This is a genomic window from Ruegeria sp. BE10 (assembly GCF_056538905.1).
In genome coordinates, this window is record NZ_JBQFTX010000004.1 from 363,470 (window position 1) to 383,730 (window position 20,261).

Consider the following 20,261-nt stretch of genomic DNA (forward strand, 5'->3'; position numbering starts at 1 on the left):
TTACGCTTTCTTCGTTGCCACGGGCTGAGTTTCAGCCGAGACCGCAGCGGCCAATTTTGCCAAGGCTTTTCCAAGGTCCGATTGCGGCTTCATGTCCACAATCGGCCGTCCAAGATCTACGGAATTTCTGGCAACTTTCGAATTGTCGGGTAGCCAGTGTTTCAGGCTTGTTTTCAATACCTTCTCGGCTTCGCGGACATGCGAAGGCTTGATCAAAGTGTTCCGCTCTCTGTTGACCACGAACTCCACCGGAAGGCCGACGTTTGCCTCGCGGTAGAAATCAATCAACCGCCGCGCCTGGCGTACGCAGGGGACAGTAGTATCGGTAACCAAAGCCAATTTGGTGGCCCGTTTGAAAATAGGTTCAACCCATTCAACAACGGCGCAGGGAAGGTCGATGATTATATAATCATAGCGCTGTTGCAGAAGGTCCAGCATCCCTTCGATCAGATCAGGCCGCATCGATTGCAGGGGCACCATCGGGGTAGGCGCGCACAGAACGTCAACGCCAAGCCCATGCTCTTGCAGGATCGAAGACAAAAGGTGATCATCAGGAATTTCAGAATTTTCAATTAGCTGAAGGAATCCGCCGTTGTCCTCGATGTCCAGAAAGACATTCGAGTTTCCGAACTGAAGGTCAAAATCCAAAAGGGCTACTCGGTTTTTTGCAGATTTCCTGAAGAAAGATCCCTTGCCGCCGACAAGCGAGCACGCAAGGTTGACAGCAACTGTTGAAGCCCCGATTCCACCGCGCGCCTTTGCGACTGGTATCACCTTGCCCAACGCCGAAGAACCGTCTGAAATAGTGGTTTGCGAAACCGCACGCGCATTTAGTTTTTCACTGACTGCGGCTTTCAAACCTTCGCCATCAATTGACAGCGGCAAAACCTCATCAATACCGATCTTGTACAATTCACGCGCCTTGGAGATCGACAGATCATTCTGAGTGAGCGCAACAAACAAGGTGTTATCGTCGCGGTGCGTCAGGACAGCCTCGATAGCGCGGAGTTCTCCTGTGTCATCAGGGTCGATTTCAAAGATCACCAGATCGTGCTTGAATGCAAGATCGAGGGCAGTTCCATTCAACATCTGAAACGATGCCCCGTTCCTGGTGACTTTATTTTCCTCATTTACGGGAAAGACATCCGCAACCAGCTGCGCGATCTCTTCGTTTTCCGAAACAAGCATAATTGCCTGTGATTTCGGTGTGAAAACATTCTGATCTCTCATCCTGACTCTCCTAATGCAAGGTCTTCAGCAGGCAGCGAGACGCTGAAGTTTGAGTAACCGACTGTCGAAGATATTGTGCTGTTAGTTGCGCTCGCGGCATTTGCCAGCGCGGCCAACGGTGACACGAATTGAAAATCGTTAAGGTTCAATTCGACTGAGACCATGGGTGTATACGGGCCACCCAAGAAACCCAGATTGGGATTGAAGTCATAATGAAACGTTAAGTTGTCTATTGTGGCATCCGGGGGCAAAAGCGGGCTAATCCGGGTCCAGATTTCCGAGGCCGTAGCATTGGTTGCGACACCCGAACACGAAGGGGTTTGAGGATCCGCACAAACCCCGGTCGAGGCACTGCAGGACGTACCAAATCTCGGTGACGAAGTAGATGTGCCTCGCTGATGCGTCGTGGGCACTCCGGGGCATGCAGGCGGTCGTACGATTGCAATGCGCGTTGCCAGTTGCGAGGCTTTTTGAGCATTCGCAACGCTAAAGGACATGCGGCCGAAATCCAATAACGCCATGAAGAGGAACAGAAACAGGGAAACGACTATGGCGAACTCGACAAGAACGCCGCCGCTTTGATCCTGAAGAACTTTCTGCCCTCGGCGAAGCAAGCGCGTGTGGATATGAAGCTGACCTTTCATTGTCCGAAAATCCGTGAAGTGTCAGAGACATCCGTCGTCACGGACGATAGTCCGCTGCCAAAGAGAGACAGGATGCTGCCCATCGGAAACTGGATAGTGATGTTTGCACTTACCGTGCCTACTGGGGCTGGGTTGACCCTATAGGTTCCAGACACACAGGACAGGCTGGGTGTCACCGAATTGACCGTTATGCTGGGCGGGAACAGGCTGATGGCATTTTTGTCGTCTTCGACGATGCCCTTCAAAGTAGTAGTGAGTCCCGCAACAGAGCCACCAGAGGTGCAGATATCTGCCGGAGTGACTCTGGACAGATAGCGACTGGCGTCGCGAACGCCTGCTATGACCGATTGGTATGACCACATCATACGTGCAGATTCCAACGTGACCGCCAGCAGCAACAGCATGAGTGGCATGACCAGGCCAAATTCCACGAGGATCGCGCCATCATCTTTTCTTACAAAGCGTTTGAGGGATTCTGCGAGGCGAGTTTTCATGATCCTGCGCCCCCTCAACGGTACAACTGTACGAGGTCGCGAAAGATACCGCCGAACCCATTGCCGCCGCTGCCGACGCCTGAAACGTCAGGAAAGCCGACAATCTCGCCATGGATGTCAAAACTCGGCGGTGAACTACCGTCATCCCCCACCGGTTCGGTCAGGAAGACGGCAACAAATTTTGTGACCGGAACACCTGTGGTCGAGCCGGAAACCGGGTTTTGAGCGCAATCAATGCCTGCTGCGGTCACGACGCGACGCGCTGGGTTAGTCGACATTTGGTTCGAACACATCGGGCGACCGGTTTCGGCAAGCGAAGGGTCCAGGATCGAGTTTGCGTTCGGTGGTGAATGTGGGTTGCTGTTGCCGTACGCGATTTCCCGCAGATACATTCCGTATCTTGTGCCAGCGAACACGCTATCCGTTACGCTAAGAGCCGGGAGGTGAGCATCGCTGCCAATTCCGTCTGCGATACCATCTGCAAGGTCATGGTTCCGGTTTAGATACCCTTGGCGATCCCAGACACCGTCTCCGAACCGGTTGTTACCACCGCACGTACCTGCTGCCATGCAAGTGTCGCGACCAAGTGCGATCGTATCAGGCGTGACTTCTTCGTTACCCTGAATGCAGGAACCACCACCCTTTTTCTGTATCCCTTTGATGACGTTCGGAGCCGGTGCAAAGTCCGGATTGTTTTTCTCACCGTTAAGTACGCTACGGAAAATATCAAAGCGGACATTGAACGCCGCATTGGTGATTCCGACCTTCTGGCCAGGTTCGGTATCCAAACCATTGGTGAGGACGCATTGCGTGATCTGGCTTTGCGCCGCGATGAGGCAGGCGAGTTTATTCCCGCCTTCATCCGCACATACGCCGGAGGCATCTTCAAATGTTGCTAGGTCGATAAACCCGAAGTTGCCCGGTCCCCAGGCAGTTCCGTTGCCACCGCTGCGCAGTAAGATTTGATCACCAACGGTCAGGGTATTTTCCCAATCCGGCGGTAAGCAGAACATTAAAGGTGAGATATCGCAGGCCGCTTTGGAGTAACCGGCGACGGCCTCGGCCGAAACGCTGGCCGATATGCCGCTTCCGCCAAGCATCCGGTCCAAAGCTGAAGCAAGGTTCATGCTGAGAGATTTGGGCGTTAGCACGACCTGAGCAAACTTGGCTTCTCTTGGGTTGGTCGTGACGTCTGCGCCCAACGGCGTGAGGTCCGAAACCGGCAGAGCGGAATGAAACGAAAGCGTATAATCCGATGAACCCGAAAGCGTGGCGGACCCATTGGCAAATGTCTGGCTGTCACTGATCAAGTTGGCCGCTGCATTGGTTGCGCGGGTGATGGCGTCGGGTTGTCCGTCCAACTCACCAGCGGCTGCCAAGGCTACATGGTCCGCGAAGGACTGAAGCTCTGCATGGGTCGAGTTCATTCGGCCTACATCCATCGTGATTGCAAAGAACCCGAGAAATGCGACAAATGCTGTACCCCAGAGAATAGCGACCGTGCCGCGCTCGTCCTGTGCAAAGAATGATATGTTTGTTGTCCGACGCATGACGCAGCCTTACTGTGCAGTGTTCTGGCTGACTTTAAGCGAGCGGGCTTTCGGCTTGGTGCCAGAGTTGATGGCTGCCGGTGTCGACTGGGCGTCCGTTTGATCGCGGGACTCTGCATTTGGAACGGCTTCCACTTCTGTCGCGTCGTCGGCTCCACGAGAGCTTCTCTGTATAACTTCAACTTCGGTTTCGGTGCCGCGGTTCACAATGATTGTCGGTTGCGCTTCGACTTTTTCAACCGGACCTTCCTCTTGCAGAAGATCGCGCAGGCGGACCATTTCCATCGGTTCATCCTCGACGCCGTCCAACGTTCTGAGTGTGAGGCTCAGGGTGCCGGCCTTTTGGGCCAAAGCCAGGCGCTGACCTTGCTGAGGGGTTACTTCTACTGTGATCGTGCGGGCAATTTCGGGTTGATCGCTCAGTTCTTCGGATTGCTGATCGACGCCAATCACGCGGATATTCTGCAAAATAGTAACGGCGCGCAAATCCATTTTCGCACCTTGTGTCAAAACGATGTCTACCCAATCACCTGGAGTGACAAATCCGCCGACCGCGGTCACGGCGTCCACTTCGATCGCCATGGCGCGCGTGTTTTCACCCAGCTTTTGAACCAGCGTGACCTTTTCGCCAAAATTCGAAACTTTCGAAATAAGCATGACTTCACCGGGATAGAACCGCCCCTTAGCGCGACGCAGCTGTTGGCGATTATCCGGAACAAGTACGCCTAACTCGGTGAAAACCCCGGCAGGTAGCGCTTCGCGTGGCCAGAGATGAGTTGTGACGTGATGATTTTCTATTGTTTGACCAAATGCGATTTCTGAGCGCGCAACGTAGATCTCAACGAGATCGGCGTTCGTCGTGGCACTGGGTGCAGTCGTGTTAAATTGGATGTAATCCTTCGCCAGGAACACAGAGCCTGAAGCAATCGCAATTCCAAATAATGTGGTAATAACTGGTCTGATACGCATCTCTGTCTCCAAAAGTTACGCTCAAAAATTTCGAAATGTCAGTGGTTAGGTTTCGAAAATCCCGGCGGTGTATTCTGCGCCGCTACACGGATGGGACGGCGCAGAATGTTGTTGTGGTTTGCAAATCGCAAGGAACCAATGGTTCAGCAGGTCGCGCTACCCAGAGCTGCGCAAGCACCCGTTACGTTCGTGTTCGTGGTGGTTCCAAGATACGAGAACGCACCAACCGCAATTGACGCGACAACCAAAAGGGCAAGGCCATATTCAACAATTGCCGCGCCGCTTTCTTCTTTGACAAACTTCTTCATAAATTTGGTCATGTTTCCCCCGAAAGGTTAAATTGAAATCCACGCTGCATTTATCGCAGCGCAAGCCAGGCAATTCGCATTGGCTCTGAAATAACGGTAGCGGTGATGAAAACTTCCGCCTTCCGCGAAAAATAGGAAAAATACACGCAAAAGAAGATTTAATTACCACTAAAACTTCTTAAAAGATATTAAAATAAACACCGCATTAACAAGGCTTTAATCTCCAATCGAATCAGTCGGTCTGGAAACAATGCGGCGATTCGAAGTGCAACTGTGGCTGGAAAGCTCAATAATACTCGTCGCTATATCTTTCCTTTGAGGCATCCAAGTGTCGGGTATTTGTTTTTCGGTATCTAAGTTTTACGTCATAATAACAGTTGGTTATGTAAATATTGGAGGCTGCTCACTCTTTTTCTGCCCTACAGGCACGGTCTTAAAATCAGTTGCTGGACCCATGAACCCCGAACAAGTTTGTAATTGCGGTGGGGCCGCGGCAGAAAGTTCTGCCTCGCAACGTTTGTTGTTTTGGTTAGTAGGGTAATGAGTATCATTTTCTCCAAGAGCGCCCAGGCGCAAAATAGTTTCAATTTTGTTATGGAATGGACGCATGCTTTAACGAGCAAAAACTCCATTCCACACGTTTTGTATAAGCTAATAAAGTTGGTTAATGCGGATGCCGCATTAATTGCACGTACACTTAAGGTGGAACGAAAAGTAAAATATATTGCCCGGTGTTGCAGCGAGGAAGGAAAGGTTTGGCCCTCTCAACCTCAAACTCTGGTGGAACGGGTTCTGGGTGAAAGTTTTCTGACGGCACGGGTGGGCTCAATTTGGACGTTGTCAGACGCGTTGGTTGCGGGCAACACAGCAACGCTTCGTCATTTTGAGGGTAATTTAAAGGCGCTGGGCGAGGTGATCGTGGTTCCGCTTGATACAACCGGCGGGCATGTGGATCACATCGAGCTGCATTTCAGGCATGAACCTGCCCAATATGATCTGGACCTACTAGCCATGTTGGCGCCGACACTTGCGTCAGGTTGGTGCAAGCGAACGCCTGGTTCAATCTCCTCGTATTTGGAGAAGGGTCGCAATCATAATCTGAAAGAAGTTTCGGATACCGAGCATGTTCCAATCCTGGGCCCTCAAAATCCAGCAGGGCTCAGCCGGTGCGAGTTTCGGGTTTGCGCTATGCTGAAGGAAGGAATGACAGTTAAAAAGGTTTCAGAAGCCCTGACTGTCTGCCCAACGACTGTTCGTTCGCACCTAAGCTCGGTATTTTCGAAGACGGGTGCCTCTAATCAAGTCGAACTGTTGCACTTGTTAAATCGAAAAATTCAAGCAGGCCGCAGGCCCAGAGACGCTGAAACAGCTAACTTCGGTTGACAGCAATGGAATGCCAGTTCTGCAACGCGCCTTGTTAGCCATAAAACCGAGCAAGACACCCTTTGGTCTGATCGACGGCTAAGCTATGGCACAAAGCCAAGCATGGCTGATGTTATTCGAATAATATTTAGAGCAACCCAAATTATAGTTTGGTTACAAGCGGCGAAGAGCAATTCAACACATTGTTTACGTTCCGGCGACAACTTTAACCAAAGGTGAACAATGTGTTCTCGTGGTGTTCAACAGGCATCGCGCATACTCCTTCCACCGAGCCGAGACAGTTATGGGTACTTGGCTCCCTGGAAGGGGAACTGCATGATTAAGTCTGCCACTGAAAGCGCTATGGATCAGGTTCCTGTACACTTGGAACCACCACGTTCCACCGCGCGCAAACACTTGTCTAACAGCACGAAATCCAGAAGCGGGCGTTTCCCGCCTGTCGAAATTGCTCTGAAAGCTATCGCAAGGAATGAGCAGCTTGAAAGAGCAAGAAGGACGTCTGACCCTACATCTTGACGTCCGCAGTTTTCGCGGGAAACGTCCTACCCGGGAAAACACAAATGCAAAAGCCCGCTCCAATCCGAGCGGGCTTTTTTGCTGTGTTAAGCTAAGGTTCAGAATTAAGGTACTTTTTCTGGTTCATGTTAGACGAATGCAAGGCAAAAGCGTCGCCCGGAGTCTCGTTGGCAGAATACTTAGCCGTTGCTAACAAGTTCTTCCACTTGTTCTCCCTCAGGCGTCTGACCGTCATCGACCGGATCTGTATTGGCTTCATCCTCATCGTGATCGTCGTCATCATACTTGTCTTCGTCATACGAACTGCCAAGCGCGGTTTTGACGGCTTCCTCGTCAGGATTAGAGGCTCGTACAGCGTCGAGAACATTGTCCTGCTGTTGCGTTGCGATGGCGTCATCTTCTGAAAACCCGCCCTTGTGGTGATCCAAAAGGTTGTCTTCTGCCTGATGCACGGCTTCTGCGGCCGCCAACTGATCTTCCGTAGGTCGATCAATCGGATTACCATCTTCATCCGTGGTTAAGTCGTGTGCATCTTTAACGGCTTGCGCGTCTTCCAAAGCTTCAGGGTCAATTGTCCCAGGGTTGGCTTCCTCATTGGCAAGGATATCCTCAGCTTCCTCCAATGACAGAGGGGCTTCGTCCAAGTAATCTAGCGCTGCGTTGATTTCTTTCACGTCTTTGGGGCTTAACGTGTTGTCTTCACCCATGATGTGATTGAATTCGGTGTCCGCAACGGCAAGGCCCGCTGCAAGGCTGACCGGCCCGGTACCTTTCTTGTACTGACCGTTTGCAATATGCGCGAGCTTTGCTTTGGGGCTGGAGTTAATGGCGCCGTTTAGCTTGCCGAGATTGCGCGGTTCAAGCGCAAGCGTACTATCTTCCAGAATCTTTGCTTTTCTGCTTGGCGGGCGCAAGGACCGCTTGACCGAAGTAGTCCTTGTTTGTTTTGCGGTGGTTACTGGCTTGCTACCTTTGAACAGGCCTCCAATTCCCTTCCTTTGCGTTTTTTTGGCAGTTTGCTTTTTATTACCGCCAAAAAAGCCTTTCAAAGAGAATTGACCCTTCTTAGAAGACCTCGAATTGACCCCTGCGGAGCCTTTTGACTTGTGACCAGATTTTCCGGCCGCTTTGCTTGCTCCGTTCGTGGATGCGGCTGACCCGTTACCCTTGTTTTTATCTTTGCCGCTACTCGCACTGTTGCCATGGCCTTTACCACCGCTGTTGCCCTTGTCGCCTCCATTTCCATTGCCGCCACCGTTACCGTTGCCGCCACCATTACCGTTGCCACCGCCGTTTCCTTTGCCTTGCTTGGCATAGGCGGCATCAGGGAACGCGAATGCGCCAACAATTGCCGTGGATCCCAGTAAGGCGATTGCGATTGCAGAGGCTTTCATTAGGCCGGTCGTATTGATCTTCATGACGGTCCTCGTTTGTTGAATGCGAATTTCCACACACGATGAAATGCGTAGAAACATGACAGCACGAGTGCGCGTGTCGGAATCGGGAACTAACTGACAAATTTAAGCCTATTATCGTTGAACCTGCGACGAACCGACCGTTCATCGCCAGTTCATCTTGAAATCTGTAGAATTGAGGCGCGATTACGCGATATTGAGTACTGAGGATGAGAAAGCTTTTTATCATCACTTGTCTGTTCGCCTTTCTCCAGGTTGGGGAAGGGCATGCTGCTGTGCGCGAACTAAAGCAATCCGAATTGCGCAAAGTGACAACGACGGGCAGCACCATCAGGTTAAAGAGGGTTCTAAAAGGCGTTGAAAAAGTCTTTGGTGGAACGCCGGTCGATGCGCGCGCGTTCCAGACTGACAAGGTCTACTATCGGATCCTCGTAAAGAAACCCAATGGGAAGATCATAAGTGTTATTGTGAATGCTCAAACCGGTGTCGTTGTGCCCAATCGTTCTAATATCGGACGCCAGATTTCAAATGCAGCCAAGTCCACATCAGGCAATTCTGCCAAATCCAACTCACAAAGCCAGACCAGCAGTAAGGGCAATCAGAGCAACAATAGTGGCGGCAACGGTAACGGCAATTCCGGTGGCAACGGTAATGGCAACTCCGGTGGCAACGGCAACGGCAACTCTGGCGGCAACGGTAACGGCAACTCCGGTGGCAACGGTAACGGTAACTCCGGTGGCAACGGTAACGGTAACTCCGGTGGCAACGGTAACGGCAACTCCGGCGGTAACGGTAACGGCAACTCCGGCGGCAACGGTAACGGCAACTCCGGTGGCAACGGTAACGGCAACTCCGGTGGCAACGGTAATGGTGGTGGCAAAAAATAGTGGTTAAAATTTCGGTCGCAGGCCTATAGATAAAAGTATGAGAGTATTACTCGCAGAAGACGAACCGCACCTTTGCGAACAGATCAAAAAGCTGCTGAATGCTGAAGGCCGCGTGGTCGATATTGTCCACAACGGAGTTGATGCCCAGCATCTGGGAACTACCGAACCATATGACATGATCATCCTCGATCTCGGGCTTCCGGAACGAGATGGCATCTCGGTTTTGCGCGACTGGCGCAGCGCGGGTATAAAAACTCCGGTTTTGATCCTGACGGCACGCGATGGTTGGAGCGAACGGGTCGACGGATTGGATGCCGGTGCAGATGATTACATGACCAAACCATTCCATTTGCCCGAGCTGGCCGCGCGTGTCCGAGCCATATTGCGCCGTCAGAGTGGGCAGCTGAATCCTGTTATCGAGATGGGCAATGTCGTTCTTGATACACGCAATGGGCGGGTGACTGTTGATGGCGTTCCGATCGACTTAACAGCCCAGGAGATTGCTGTTCTTACTTACCTGGCCCACAACGCCGGTCGCCTGATCCCCAGATCCGAACTTTCGGAACATATCTACGAATATAACGGTGACCGAGATTCGAATACCATTGCGGTTTTCATAAACCGGCTGCGCAACAAATTGGGACCTGACCTGATAACAACGGTCCGGGGTCGCGGATATATGATCGATTCAGTTTGATGTTGTCGCTGCGTCAACGGGCACTGCTTGGAGGGATTGCATCTGGGGCATTGTCCGTTGGCGTGGGCACACTGGCTGTTTTTTCGTTTATCGATGCCCGAATTTCAAACAGGTTCGACGCTACGCTTCGAGATCGCCACACACAGCTTGTCGTTGGGTTGAGCGTTACGACACAAGACCCGGATGCCCTGCGTGATCTCATGTTTGATCCGGCATACAGCGCGCCATATTCCGGCAGATACTGGCAAGTTACCACCGGCAACGGCGAGGTTTACACGTCGGCGTCTTTGTTTGACGAAACAATCGCTGAACCACCTGACATCTCTGAAAATGCAACCCTTTGGAACACTTCCGGCCCCGAGGGGGAAGCGTTGCGCAGCGCATACCAAAAAATTTCTTTCGAAGATGGAACTGTCTGGGGAATTAGTGTCGCGGAAAGCCAGGCGCAGTTGATCAATGAAAGACGGGCGGCACAGCGCAGTCTTCTACCGGTGTTTGGGTTGGTTGGCTTGATTGGAGTTGCAAGTTCGTTGATGCTGATGTCTGCAATCCTGGGTCCTCTTCGTAAATTGCGTGCGGATGTCGCCCATCGTTGGGACACGGATGACAATCTGACACCCACGGATTACCCAGACGAAGTGGCCCCTTTGGTCGATGATCTGAATCAGCTTTTGCATCGCAATCGGGACATTGTATCCGGCTCACGCAGGCAAGCCGCTGATCTGGCACATGCTCTGAAAACGCCAGCCACTATTCTGAGAAATGAACTACAGGCTATGTCACAGGCCGGTGTCGACACAGGTATCGCTGACGAAGCTCTAGATCGGATCGACTCTCAACTCGGCCGGTCACTTGCGCGAATCCGGGCTCTAAACACGGCTGAGTTGACCCATTCGCGTACGGATGTTTCACACTCAGTCGAACGTCTCGCACGGTTGTTTACTACGATCGCTGAGAGAGAGGGTAAAATACTGGAAGTCAAAAGCGATCCTGAGCTTTGGGTGCGCATGGATACGCAGGATATCGAAGAGGTTCTGGGGAACTTACTGGATAACGCAGTCAAATGGTGTCGTGGCAAAGTAAAACTGACCGCAAAACGTCACGAAGACTGTGTCGAAATCTGTATCGAAGATGACGGCCCAGGTATCCCAGAGGACGCAATACGCGAAGCGCTACGCTCTGGTGGACGGCTTGACACTTCGGTAAGAGGCAGCGGGCTGGGGCTGGCAATCGCGGTTGATCTTCTCAATGCATACGGTGCGCACTTCGACCTGGGAAAATCTGCCGCGTTAGGAGGATTAAGTGGTCGGGTGGTTATCCCAACCAAGTCTTAAGCGGCGACGGCTGAGAGAATGAGTGGCACAATGCGTGGATTTCTGAGCAGCCTCATCTGACTGGTCCAGTTTGATTGTTAGTGCATTGTTGGCCTCTGACCCATTGAGATGATGGTTTCCGGGGCTGGTGGGCGATGTACACCGACTGCATCAATTGTGATGTTCGAGACTCAAAAACACCAATGTACGATTGATTTGGCCCTTATCTTTTTGGGCAACGCGAAAAAAGCCTTCTGAAGTGAAAAGTTCCCTCAGCACGTAACTATCAGGGTGGTTGACTGATCCGTCGTATTGCGTCCAAGTTCCCTCTTTGCAATGTGTTACTTCAGTCCAGAGGTCGTTAAACGCGCGAATGGCTTCAGAGTCCCGGAATGGAAACACCCATCGGCATGAAACGCCTTGGACATTGTCCAGGCCGACAAACGTTTTGCACATCGTTCCATTCGGTGAGACGCCCGTGGTACTATAGTTTTCAAGCGCGGAAACCCGGTCACATTTGTCCGCGAAGCCAGTTGTTGGTGAAGTTACGATGACAAGCTCCAGAAAACAAACGGCCACAACTTTGGCCGTTTGTTTGGCAGTCAAGTTTTCATTCGGCCGCATCCGGGACATTTTTACTGGGGTAAACACCTTTCACGCGTTCTTTAGTTGGATCAAAATGCGGGAACGGAACAATTTTTGCCTTCAGGCGCTTTTGCTGCCCATCCAGTTGGCCGATCTCAATGTCGTGCCCCTCCAGCGCATGGGTTGATGCAACACGCCCAAGGGCGATGACCTTGCCTAAGATGGGTGACTTCATCGCGCTGGTGATTTCGCCGACCTGCGCTTTTCCGATACGTACACAATCGCCCGGAGAAGGCACTGTTCCACCTTCTATATCAAACCCGACCAGCTTGCGGTGAGGGTGAGCCTTGCGTTCCTCAATTGCGCTGCGCCCGATGAAGTCATCGGTCTTAGATTTAAATGGGACGGTAAAGCCGACCCCGGCCTCGAACGGATCGGTCTGGTCGTCAAATTCGGACCCGGCAAAGATCAAGCCGCCTTCGATCCGCAACATGTCGAGGGCGGCAAGACCGAGCGGGGCAATTCCATAGTCCTGACCAACTTCCCAGACACGGTCGAAAATCTCGACAGCGTCCTTAGGGTGGCAGAAGATTTCATACCCCAACTCGCCTGAGTACCCGGTCCGAGAAATTACGACGGATGTCCCGCGCACATCCCCAACCCGAGCCACTGTAAGCCGGAACCAAGGCAATTCCTCAATGGTTGGCTGCTGGGGTGGCGTCCAGAATATCTGCGAGAGGATGTCGCGGCTGTGCCGCCCCTGTACCGCGATATTGTGCAACTGATCTGTAGAGTTTCGCACCCAGACATTCATGTTACGCTTGCGCGCTTGTTCCTGCAGCCACAATCCGCTGGTGTCGTTGCCGCCGATCCATCGGAAGTTGGTCTCTCCCAGCCGATAGACAGTGCCATCGTCGATCATGCCGCCATGTTCATAGCACATTGCCGTATAGACAACTTGACCGACGCTCAGCTTCTTCATGTTGCGGGTCACGCAAAGCTGCATCAGCTCTTCGGCATCCGGGCCAACAACCTCGTATTTGCGCAGTGGGCTCAGATCCATCACGGCGACTTTGTCCCGACAGGCCCAATATTCTGCGATCGCGCCATGATTGGTCATCGTATTGGGCAGCCAATACCCGTTGTATTCGACAAAATCACGGGTATGACGTGCAAAGCAGTCGTGAAATGCTGTTTTCTTGGTTTCTTCCACATCCGCCTCCGCAGATTTTCTGTAGCCATAGGACCGTTTGAAATCTTCGGTCGCTCTGTAAGTTCGCACCTGAATGTCGGTTGGATTCCAGCCATTGGCCGGGTCAATGTCGCAGGGGCAGCCGGTACTGACGCAGACAAGATCTGTCAGCGCGCGCAGCAGCACGAAATCTCCGGGTCGCGACCACGGATCATCCATGCTGATGGCATTGTCATCGTCCAGCATCGTGTTGAAAAAGAAGTTGATCGCAGGCCAACCTGCGCGGGGCCGGATGCCATACTGGTCCAGATCTTTGTTGATATTTTCCGAGCAATTGACATGGCCAGGATAGCCCAAGTCTTCATAATACCGAGCTGTGCAGGCCAGCCCGAACGTGTCGTGGCGGCCGCACGTATCCTGCACGATCTCGACCAGGGGTTCTTGATCCACCGACCAGTACTTTGAGAATATGCCTGGTTGCGGATACAAACTGCCCATCAGGCTACGTGTCGTGGTGGGATCAATCTCGCGTTCGATCCCCTGATCCAGTGCACGTCGGCTGAACGCCTGAAAGTCTGAACATTCGCGGCCCCTGACATCCACGATCTGGATGAACTCCCCGGCTTTGACCTCATAAGATTTGGCATTGCCAGGCTGAATGTTGATATCCTTGAGTGGGTCGGCCAGAGGATCGGGCGGGCCCACGTCGGGTTTTTCCAAGCCAGGAGCGGCACGCTGAATGTACAGGATAATGTCGGTCGGCGGGTTGTTGTCTTCGGGTCGCATCGCTTCGCCGGGAGCAGAGACGATCAGAAGACCGTCGCATTCCGCCACGAAATGCGCCATGTCGCCGGGCCGTGATCCATCCGAGAAAGCCCGGATCGCATCCCCGCGTCCGATATCGAAACCTGCAACCTCTAACGCGCGTAGCACTTTCTTGCCCGAAGCCGAGCCATTCGCCAGAGTCGCAATCAGCCCCTCTGGTCGACCGCGCCCCTGCGCGCCAAGCATGGCGGCGTCCGAGCTTCGATCGGGGGCAAAGAACACCATCTCGGCGGGTTGCATCCCATCGCGATCCAGCAATGTGATCGTGTCGCCTTTGGACACCGAAACCGCCCGCGACCCTGCGCCAGGGACGGGATGACGTTCCGTTCCATGCGGTAGAATCGGAAGACCGGGGGCCAGAACCCCGCTACGTTCGTAAGGCACTTCGAAAACCGGTTTCACATTCATAATGCACCTTCCTGAATGGACTCGGTTGCACCGCGGTGCGTGACCACCAAAAGGCATCCCGCCTCGGTGCGCGAAAAATGGCTGGAACCGGCGGCCAAACTGACGAAGTCACCGCTGCGATAGCTGAAACCGTCGTGATCAGTCAGATCGCCTTCGAGGACAAAGAACTCTTCCGCACCGTGATGAATATGCGGATTCGAGCGCGTTCCCGGGGCCATCTTCATCAGATAACTCCCTTGCCCTGTGACTTCGTCAAAGCTGACATTCTTCCACCAGACCTGTTCGTCGAGCAGACCGTCCATGTGCATTCTAACAAAGCCGGTATCGTCGAACCGGGCGACAGTACGCATGTTTTGCTGTTGTGCCATCTTAATCGAGCCCCAGTCGCTTTTTACGCTGTTCCGCCCAGCTGCTGATCGCCATGTCAAAGGTCAGCGCCATCAGCGACACGTTCAGGCCGAGGACAAAGTTTTTGCCCAACTCGGTTCCGGCCAGCGTTCGCTGAAGTTCTTGACCAAGGTCCTGCGTGCCGATGAAGGCTGCGATGATGACCATGAAAAAGGCGAACATGATGGCCTGATTGAACCCGACCGCCATAGTTGGCAGAGCCAGTGGGAACTGTACCGACATCAGCTTTTGGCGACGGGTTGAGCCGGACATGTCGGCGGCTTCGGTCATTTCCGGCGGAACGCTGCTGAGGCCAATAATAGTGTACCGGATCAGCGGTACGGCGGCGAAGATCAGGATCGAGAACACAACCGCCACGTCATTGACACCGAACAACATGATCGCTGGGATAAGATAAATAAAGCTGGGGAAGGTCTGCGCGGTGTCGCAGGCCAGAAGTATGCTTTTCGACCAGCGTTCTGACCGGGCAGCAATTACGCCCAGCGGTATTCCGATCAGTGTGGCCAGCGCAACCGCCGAGATAACGGTATACAGAGTGATCACCGACCTGTCCCACCAACCCGAGAAGGCGACGATGGTAAAAAACACCGCCGCATAAATACCCGGGCGGCGTCCGCCGACCCAATAGGCAAAGGCAACGACTATTAGGATGAAGGCGGGGGTCGGGATCGCCAGCAGCGTGTCCCGGAACGGGATCAGAACCTTGACGTTCAGGAACCAGCGCAACCATTCAGTTGTTCCCTTGATGGCGTCGATCGCCAGGAACGACTTGATCACCACGTCAATTTCCTTGCCTTGGCTCAGGTGCTGTTTGCGGCCAACTTCAGCCAGGATCGGGAACAGCTGCGACAGCAGGATAAACCCGATGAACAGACCCAGTGCGACCAGCGAGATTTGATGCCGCTTCCACCAGGGCGTGTTGCGTTCAAAGTGAACTGGTTGCTTGACCACCCAGGCCTTGGACATCCGGTCCAAAGTCACGGCCAAAAGGACGATAGTGATGCCAATCTCGAAGGATCGTCCGAGCTTGAAACTTCCCATCATCGCCAACAGTTTAGCGCCAAGACCCGGCATTCCGATAAAGGCGGTCAGAACGACCATTGCCAGACACAGCATGATCACCTGATTGACGCCAACTAGAATTTCGGTGCGCGCTGCCGGAATGTATACATGGCGCAGCATCTGCCAGCGAGTACAGCCGGACATCTGACCCGCTTCGATCACTTCGGGGCTAACCTTCTTGAGCCCCAGCGTTGTCATCAGGATCATCGGCGGGATCGCGAATGTAATCGTTGCGACGGCCCCGGCGGTTGGACCCACCTTGAAGAAAATCACCGCAGGCAGCAGGTAGGTAAAGAAGGGCAGGGTTTGCAATATGGACAGGATGGGCTTCAGGACCCGCTCGAACCAACCGTATTTCCATGCGGCAATACCCAAAGCCAGCCCCAGCAAGAACGCCAGGGGCGCTGCAACCACGATCACCGACATTGTTTGCATGGCGATCTTCCACTGGCCGATTGCTGCGGTCCAGATAAAGGTGCCCGCGCCCAAAGCGGCCAACTTCCATCCACCGACAGCATAACCCACAACCGCGGCAACGGCGGCAATCGCAGACCATGGGATCGGTCCCAGATAGGGCCAGCGACGCTTGCCTTCCAAAAGGTTGGCCGACGTATCCAGCAGGAATTCAAGCGGACCTTCCGCGATGAAGCGGGTGACGTATATCAGGCCCAGGTCATTCTGGATGAAGTTGAAGATCGCATCCAGAACTTGTGCGGTGGGCGGGATCGCCGCTTCGGGGATGCGGTTCAGCCATTCAGGCAGAATACCAGCGGCTTTGGCAAGGATCAGTGCAAACGCCACTGCAAGCAGCGCGGTAAGTACCCGTGTACGTCCCCACGGCTTGTCCGAAGTCTCCGTCAGATCAGTGGACAGCGTCGCCATTATTCGGCTCCGAGCAGAACATTCAGAGCAGTGTCGCGTTCCAGGACACCGGTGATAACGCCTTTGTCATCTGCAACCGGCAAAAGGATGCGGTTGTCATTGACCAGAACTCGCGCAAGTTCGTGGATCGTTGCGCCACCATTGATCGGAGCTCCTTCCAAGGCGTGCCCGTTGACCGGTTTCGCCAGCCCTTTCGCATGCACCACGCGGGATTTGTCGATGTCCTCGGTAAATTTCGCCACATATTCAGTGGCAGGATTCATGACGATTTGATCGGGTGTGTCACACTGTTCAACCGCGCCATTGCGCATGATCGCGATCCGATCTGCCAAACGCAGCGCTTCGTCAAAATCATGAGTAATAAAGACGATGGTTTTACCCAGCATCTCTTGAAGCCGTAGGAATTCATCCTGCATTTCACGTCGGATCAAAGGGTCAAGGGCGGAGAACGGTTCATCCAGGAACCAAATATCCGGCTCAATCGCCAGGGACCGGGCGATGCCGACCCGTTGCTGTTGCCCGCCGCTGAGTTCGCGCGGGAAATATTCTTCACGACCCTCAAGGCCCACCAGCTTGATTACTTCCAATGCGCGTTCGCGTCGGTCATGGCGATCCTGACCGCGCATTTCCAGCGGGAAGGCCACGTTATCCAGAACCGTACGATGCGGCAGCAGACCGAAGGACTGGAACACCATGCCCATCTTGTTGCGTCGCAACTCGATCAGGTCGCGCTCGCTCAGGCTCATGATGTTCTGACCGTCAACCTCAATCGTGCCGCCGGTAATGTCATGAAGACGTGAAAAGCACCGTACCAGAGTAGACTTGCCTGATCCGGACAGCCCCATGATGACCAGCATTTCACCCCGGCCAACTTCAATCGAGACGTCTTTGACCCCGGCGATGTAACCGTCCGTACGTATCTCGTCGAAACTGCGACCCGCGGGCATAGATTTCAGATAGGTCTCAGGAGAGGCTCCAAACAGTTTCCAGACGTTTTTGGCTGAGATGACGGGCGCTGTGGCGGACATGGCTGCCTACTTTCTTGTTAGGCGCGGCCTTGCTTCACCGAGATCGGCAAGGCCGCGCCAGTTTCGTCGCGAATGACCGGTTTATCAACTGCAGGCGCTGATCCAGGGGTCAACAACAGCGCGGTTAGCGTCCAGCCATTCGGCTGCTGCCTCTTCCGGTTCCAGCTCGTCTGTATCGACCAGCTTTGCCATTTCCGCGATTTGCGGGTTGGTGAACGAAATTTCAGTCAATACGCAGTAGGCAGCCGGCCACTTATCTTTCATGCCATCCCACGCGGCTTTTTTCAGGTAACCGCTGGCTGGGTTTCCGCAATCATACAACGCATCGGGATTCGGACCTTTGGATGGATCTTTGTCGCAACCATCTTCCCAGGCCGGAAATTCAACAAATTCACCTGGCCAGACAGCTTCGGCAAAGTTGGGTGTCCAGTTGAAGACCAGAACAGGTTTCTTATCCGCCTCTGCCGCTCCGATCTCGGCCCAAAGGGCTGCAGCCGAACCCGCATTGATAACCGTGAAATTCAAATCAAGCGCTTCGGCACGTTCCTTACCGTGCTTCAACCAGTCGACGGGTCCATCCAGATACCGGCCTTTGTCCCCGGTTTCCGCTGTTGCGAAAAGATGCGCGCAGTCGTTTAAAGCTTGCCAATCAGGCAGGCCGGGGCAGGATTCTTTAGTCCACATCGGATACCACCAATCCTCGCGCGTGACTGCATCATGATCGCCTGCATCATGCAGACCACCCTTTTCCAGCGCGGCGCGGAAGGATGCGCCAAATGCACCTTCCCAGACTTCCATCTCAAGTGTGACATCGCCCAAGCGTACCGACTCGTAGACCGCCTGACTGTCTGTTGTGACGTATTCGACGTTGTCACCAATCTCTTCGAGTAGTTGACCTGTAACGTAAGACATCACGATCTGACTGGACCAGTTGTGAATTGGAATGACGATCGGATCGCTGCTGTCTTCGGCGAACGCTCCGGTGCCCGCTACCGCTGCCAAGGTTGCAGCAGAAAATAGGTTTGTGAGTTTCATGTTTGCTCCCTGAGTGACGTACATTTCTTATCTGCGGACTCTTCCGGCCCCGAATTTTCTCATTCTGCCTAAGTTTTCACGAGACGCAGAACAGAAATTTGAGAGGCATTGCCTATAAATTCTTGAGGCAAATCTGACTTTTCACTATTTTAACAGTCAGTTGCCTGATCGGTTTCCAGTCGAAACGGGCAAATGTTTTTGATTGCGATCATCTTCAGATTGGGAAACCGCCTTCAGATGCCAAAGAAAGCGCCAATTACCGGGAAGGTCCTTCCACCGCTCGATTACCTTTTGGCATTTGAAGCGGCTGCGAAGGCACAGAGTTTTGCGCAGGCCAGCAAGGTGCTCAACATTTCTGAAACGGCAATCAGCCGCAAGGTGCGACTGTTGGAACAACATTATGATGTTCCGCTGTTTGTCAGAGGTCATCGCTCGGTCTCGCTGACGCAGCAAGGTGCGATTTTGTTGGCAACTGTGGAAAAGTCGCTGGACCTGATGCGGGATGTTAGCCGTGACATGCTGGCTAAACATCAGGCCAACACAGTCTCGATCTCTGCGACCAACTCGGTTGCGTCACTCTGGTTGATGCCACAGCTAAGAAAATTCAACAAATCTAATGATCGCATCCGTATTTCGTTGGTGTCTTCCGACAGTGATGCAGAGTGCCTGTCAGATTCGATGGATTTGACGATATTGCGCGGGGATGGGGAATGGCCTGGATATGATGCTCAGCTGTTATTTGGGGAAACTGTTTTCCCGGTCTGCAGCCCGGAGTATCTCAGTAGTAATCCGACAGTGACAGATTTAACTGCTTTGCCAGAGTTGGATCTGATTGAGGTGACCAGTAGTCACGCGGAATGGATGACATGGCACACGTGGTTCAACGGCAATGATATTTCGACCTCATTGATGGAACGCGCTGTGGCCTTCAACACCTATCCTCTCTCTATACAAGCTGCAGTCGATGGATTGGGGGTCGCATTGGGTTGGGCCCATCTTGTCGACCCACTGCTTGAAAGCGGCGCGTTGGTCAGACCAATTCAGGACGTCTCGGTGCGAACACAGTCTGGGTATTATCTTCTTAAAAGCCCAACGCAAAAAGCATTCCCGGAATTACGCATCGTTGAAGATTGGTTGTTGGGGCTTAGCGCGGTGCGCAAACGTTACGCGTGATCCGTGACCCCATTGGGTAATAAATGCCCATTCGGTCATGTCCTCGTATTTCCAAGGTTGACCCAAGGGAAAAATTATTTACCGTAAAGAAAGTATTCGATTCCTCCCCGGTCGCAGATGCGGACGGGTTTGAGTTCGTTAAACCTACTTTGCACGGAGCCCAGCACCCAATGAGCTACAAATCCGACATCGAAATCGCCCGTGAGGCGAACAAGAAGCCGATTCAGGAAATCGGTGCGAAAATTGGCATCTCCAGT

19 protein-coding genes are annotated in these 20,261 nt (G+C 53.2%); 6 read left to right on the forward strand and 13 right to left on the reverse strand.

Annotation, left to right across the window (positions count from 1 at the left end):
• From ACR0M2_RS12220 to ACR0M2_RS12245, 6 genes are all read right to left on the reverse strand, one after another.
• Positions 1–1,230, reverse strand: a complete 1,230-nt coding sequence (locus ACR0M2_RS12220; RefSeq protein ID WP_480705286.1) for a CpaE/TadZ family protein — start codon at positions 1,228–1,230, stop codon at positions 1–3.
• Positions 1,227–1,874, reverse strand: coding sequence for a TadE/TadG family type IV pilus assembly protein (locus ACR0M2_RS12225; RefSeq protein ID WP_480705287.1), 648 nt, complete (start codon positions 1,872–1,874; stop codon positions 1,227–1,229). Before ACR0M2_RS12225 ends, ACR0M2_RS12220 begins: the two co-directional genes overlap by 4 nt.
• On the reverse strand, positions 1,871–2,368 hold the full coding sequence (locus ACR0M2_RS12230; RefSeq protein WP_480705289.1) for a TadE/TadG family type IV pilus assembly protein: 498 nt from the start codon (positions 2,366–2,368) through the stop codon (positions 1,871–1,873). The genes ACR0M2_RS12225 and ACR0M2_RS12230 overlap by 4 nt, the downstream gene beginning before the upstream one ends.
• Positions 2,369–2,382: 14 nt before the next feature.
• Positions 2,383–3,918, reverse strand: coding sequence for a TadE/TadG family type IV pilus assembly protein (locus ACR0M2_RS12235; RefSeq protein WP_480638850.1), 1,536 nt, complete (start codon positions 3,916–3,918; stop codon positions 2,383–2,385).
• 9 nt (positions 3,919–3,927) lie between these two features.
• A complete protein-coding gene (gene cpaB / locus ACR0M2_RS12240) occupies positions 3,928–4,899 on the reverse strand; it encodes a Flp pilus assembly protein CpaB (protein ID WP_480705291.1) in 972 nt (323 codons plus the stop codon).
• 131 nt (positions 4,900–5,030) lie between these two features.
• Complete coding sequence (locus tag ACR0M2_RS12245; protein WP_145975006.1) at positions 5,031–5,207, reverse strand: Flp family type IVb pilin; 177 nt, start codon at positions 5,205–5,207, stop codon at positions 5,031–5,033.
• A 528-nt stretch (positions 5,208–5,735) separates the two neighbouring features.
• On the opposite strand from ACR0M2_RS12245, the gene ACR0M2_RS12250 reads away from it, so the two are divergent.
• Positions 5,736–6,578 (forward strand): helix-turn-helix transcriptional regulator, encoded by an 843-nt coding sequence (locus tag ACR0M2_RS12250; protein WP_480705292.1) that lies wholly within the window; start codon positions 5,736–5,738, stop codon positions 6,576–6,578.
• A gap of 695 nt (positions 6,579–7,273) precedes the next feature.
• Here the strand turns inward: ACR0M2_RS12250 and ACR0M2_RS12255 are convergent.
• Entirely contained in the window at positions 7,274–8,512 is a 1,239-nt protein-coding gene (locus ACR0M2_RS12255) for a hypothetical protein (RefSeq protein WP_480705294.1), read from the reverse strand.
• 206 nt (positions 8,513–8,718) lie between these two features.
• On the opposite strand from ACR0M2_RS12255, the gene ACR0M2_RS12260 reads away from it, so the two are divergent.
• From ACR0M2_RS12260 to ACR0M2_RS12270, 3 genes are read left to right on the forward strand one after another with little or no spacing between them, the layout of a single operon-like run.
• Positions 8,719–9,396, forward strand: coding sequence for a PepSY domain-containing protein (locus tag ACR0M2_RS12260; RefSeq protein ID WP_480705295.1), 678 nt, complete (start codon positions 8,719–8,721; stop codon positions 9,394–9,396).
• 37 nt (positions 9,397–9,433) lie between these two features.
• Positions 9,434–10,093: a response regulator gene (locus tag ACR0M2_RS12265; protein WP_170351510.1), complete on the forward strand. Its 660-nt coding sequence runs from the start codon at positions 9,434–9,436 to the stop codon at positions 10,091–10,093.
• Complete coding sequence (locus ACR0M2_RS12270; protein ID WP_480705297.1) at positions 10,093–11,427, forward strand: sensor histidine kinase; 1,335 nt, start codon at positions 10,093–10,095, stop codon at positions 11,425–11,427. The genes ACR0M2_RS12265 and ACR0M2_RS12270 overlap by 1 nt, the downstream gene beginning before the upstream one ends.
• 150 nt (positions 11,428–11,577) lie before the next feature.
• On the opposite strand, the gene ACR0M2_RS12275 is transcribed toward ACR0M2_RS12270, so the two are convergent.
• The 6 genes from ACR0M2_RS12275 to ACR0M2_RS12300 form a co-directional block, all read right to left on the reverse strand.
• Positions 11,578–12,012: a hypothetical protein gene (locus tag ACR0M2_RS12275; protein WP_480705299.1), complete on the reverse strand. Its 435-nt coding sequence runs from the start codon at positions 12,010–12,012 to the stop codon at positions 11,578–11,580.
• A 4-nt stretch (positions 12,013–12,016) separates the two neighbouring features.
• Positions 12,017–14,416: a trimethylamine N-oxide demethylase gene (locus tag ACR0M2_RS12280; RefSeq protein WP_480705301.1), complete on the reverse strand. Its 2,400-nt coding sequence runs from the start codon at positions 14,414–14,416 to the stop codon at positions 12,017–12,019.
• The gene (locus ACR0M2_RS12285) at positions 14,413–14,766 is read right to left on the reverse strand and encodes a cupin domain-containing protein (RefSeq protein WP_170351502.1); all 354 of its coding nucleotides are present in this window, start codon (positions 14,764–14,766) and stop codon (positions 14,413–14,415) included. Before ACR0M2_RS12285 ends, ACR0M2_RS12280 begins: the two co-directional genes overlap by 4 nt.
• A 19-nt stretch (positions 14,767–14,785) precedes the next feature.
• Entirely contained in the window at positions 14,786–16,768 is a 1,983-nt protein-coding gene (locus ACR0M2_RS12290; RefSeq protein ID WP_480705303.1) for an ABC transporter permease, read from the reverse strand.
• Positions 16,768–17,796 carry a quaternary amine ABC transporter ATP-binding protein gene (locus ACR0M2_RS12295; protein WP_480705305.1) on the reverse strand — a complete coding sequence of 343 codons (1,029 nt, stop codon included), beginning with the start codon at positions 17,794–17,796 and terminating at the stop codon, positions 16,768–16,770. The genes ACR0M2_RS12290 and ACR0M2_RS12295 overlap by 1 nt, the downstream gene beginning before the upstream one ends.
• Positions 17,797–17,880: 84 nt before the next feature.
• Positions 17,881–18,831 carry an ABC transporter substrate-binding protein gene (locus tag ACR0M2_RS12300; protein WP_170351497.1) on the reverse strand — a complete coding sequence of 317 codons (951 nt, stop codon included), beginning with the start codon at positions 18,829–18,831 and terminating at the stop codon, positions 17,881–17,883.
• A 192-nt stretch (positions 18,832–19,023) separates the two neighbouring features.
• On the opposite strand from ACR0M2_RS12300, the gene ACR0M2_RS12305 reads away from it, so the two are divergent.
• Both ACR0M2_RS12305 and ACR0M2_RS12310 read left to right on the forward strand, forming a co-directional pair.
• Positions 19,024–20,004, forward strand: coding sequence for a LysR substrate-binding domain-containing protein (locus tag ACR0M2_RS12305; protein ID WP_480705307.1), 981 nt, complete (start codon positions 19,024–19,026; stop codon positions 20,002–20,004).
• Between the two features lie 23 nt (positions 20,005–20,027).
• Positions 20,028–20,261 (forward strand): hypothetical protein (locus ACR0M2_RS12310; RefSeq protein WP_480705309.1); only part of this gene is annotated, 234 nt, incomplete at its 3' end.

Bases quoted from the DNA above. Each gene is read 5' to 3' on its own strand.
- ACR0M2_RS12220 (WP_480705286.1), bottom strand. From the start codon at position 1,230: ATGAGAGATCAGAATGTTTTCACACCGAAATCACAGGCAATTATGCTT.
- ACR0M2_RS12225 (WP_480705287.1), bottom strand. From the start codon at position 1,874: ATGAAAGGTCAGCTTCATATCCACACGCGCTTGCTTCGCCGAGGGCAG.
- ACR0M2_RS12230 (WP_480705289.1), bottom strand. From the start codon at position 2,368: ATGAAAACTCGCCTCGCAGAATCCCTCAAACGCTTTGTAAGAAAAGAT.
- ACR0M2_RS12235 (WP_480638850.1), bottom strand. From the start codon at position 3,918: ATGCGTCGGACAACAAACATATCATTCTTTGCACAGGACGAGCGCGGC.
- ACR0M2_RS12245 (WP_145975006.1), bottom strand. From the start codon at position 5,207: ATGACCAAATTTATGAAGAAGTTTGTCAAAGAAGAAAGCGGCGCGGCA.
- ACR0M2_RS12250 (WP_480705292.1), top strand. From the start codon at position 5,736: ATGAGTATCATTTTCTCCAAGAGCGCCCAGGCGCAAAATAGTTTCAAT.
- ACR0M2_RS12255 (WP_480705294.1), bottom strand. From the start codon at position 8,512: ATGAAGATCAATACGACCGGCCTAATGAAAGCCTCTGCAATCGCAATC.
- ACR0M2_RS12260 (WP_480705295.1), top strand. From the start codon at position 8,719: ATGAGAAAGCTTTTTATCATCACTTGTCTGTTCGCCTTTCTCCAGGTT.
- ACR0M2_RS12265 (WP_170351510.1), top strand. From the start codon at position 9,434: ATGAGAGTATTACTCGCAGAAGACGAACCGCACCTTTGCGAACAGATC.
- ACR0M2_RS12270 (WP_480705297.1), top strand. From the start codon at position 10,093: ATGTTGTCGCTGCGTCAACGGGCACTGCTTGGAGGGATTGCATCTGGG.
- ACR0M2_RS12280 (WP_480705301.1), bottom strand. From the start codon at position 14,416: ATGAATGTGAAACCGGTTTTCGAAGTGCCTTACGAACGTAGCGGGGTT.
- ACR0M2_RS12285 (WP_170351502.1), bottom strand. From the start codon at position 14,766: ATGCGTACTGTCGCCCGGTTCGACGATACCGGCTTTGTTAGAATGCAC.
- ACR0M2_RS12290 (WP_480705303.1), bottom strand. From the start codon at position 16,768: ATGGCGACGCTGTCCACTGATCTGACGGAGACTTCGGACAAGCCGTGG.
- ACR0M2_RS12295 (WP_480705305.1), bottom strand. From the start codon at position 17,796: ATGTCCGCCACAGCGCCCGTCATCTCAGCCAAAAACGTCTGGAAACTG.
- ACR0M2_RS12300 (WP_170351497.1), bottom strand. From the start codon at position 18,831: ATGAAACTCACAAACCTATTTTCTGCTGCAACCTTGGCAGCGGTAGCG.
- ACR0M2_RS12305 (WP_480705307.1), top strand. From the start codon at position 19,024: ATGTTTTTGATTGCGATCATCTTCAGATTGGGAAACCGCCTTCAGATG.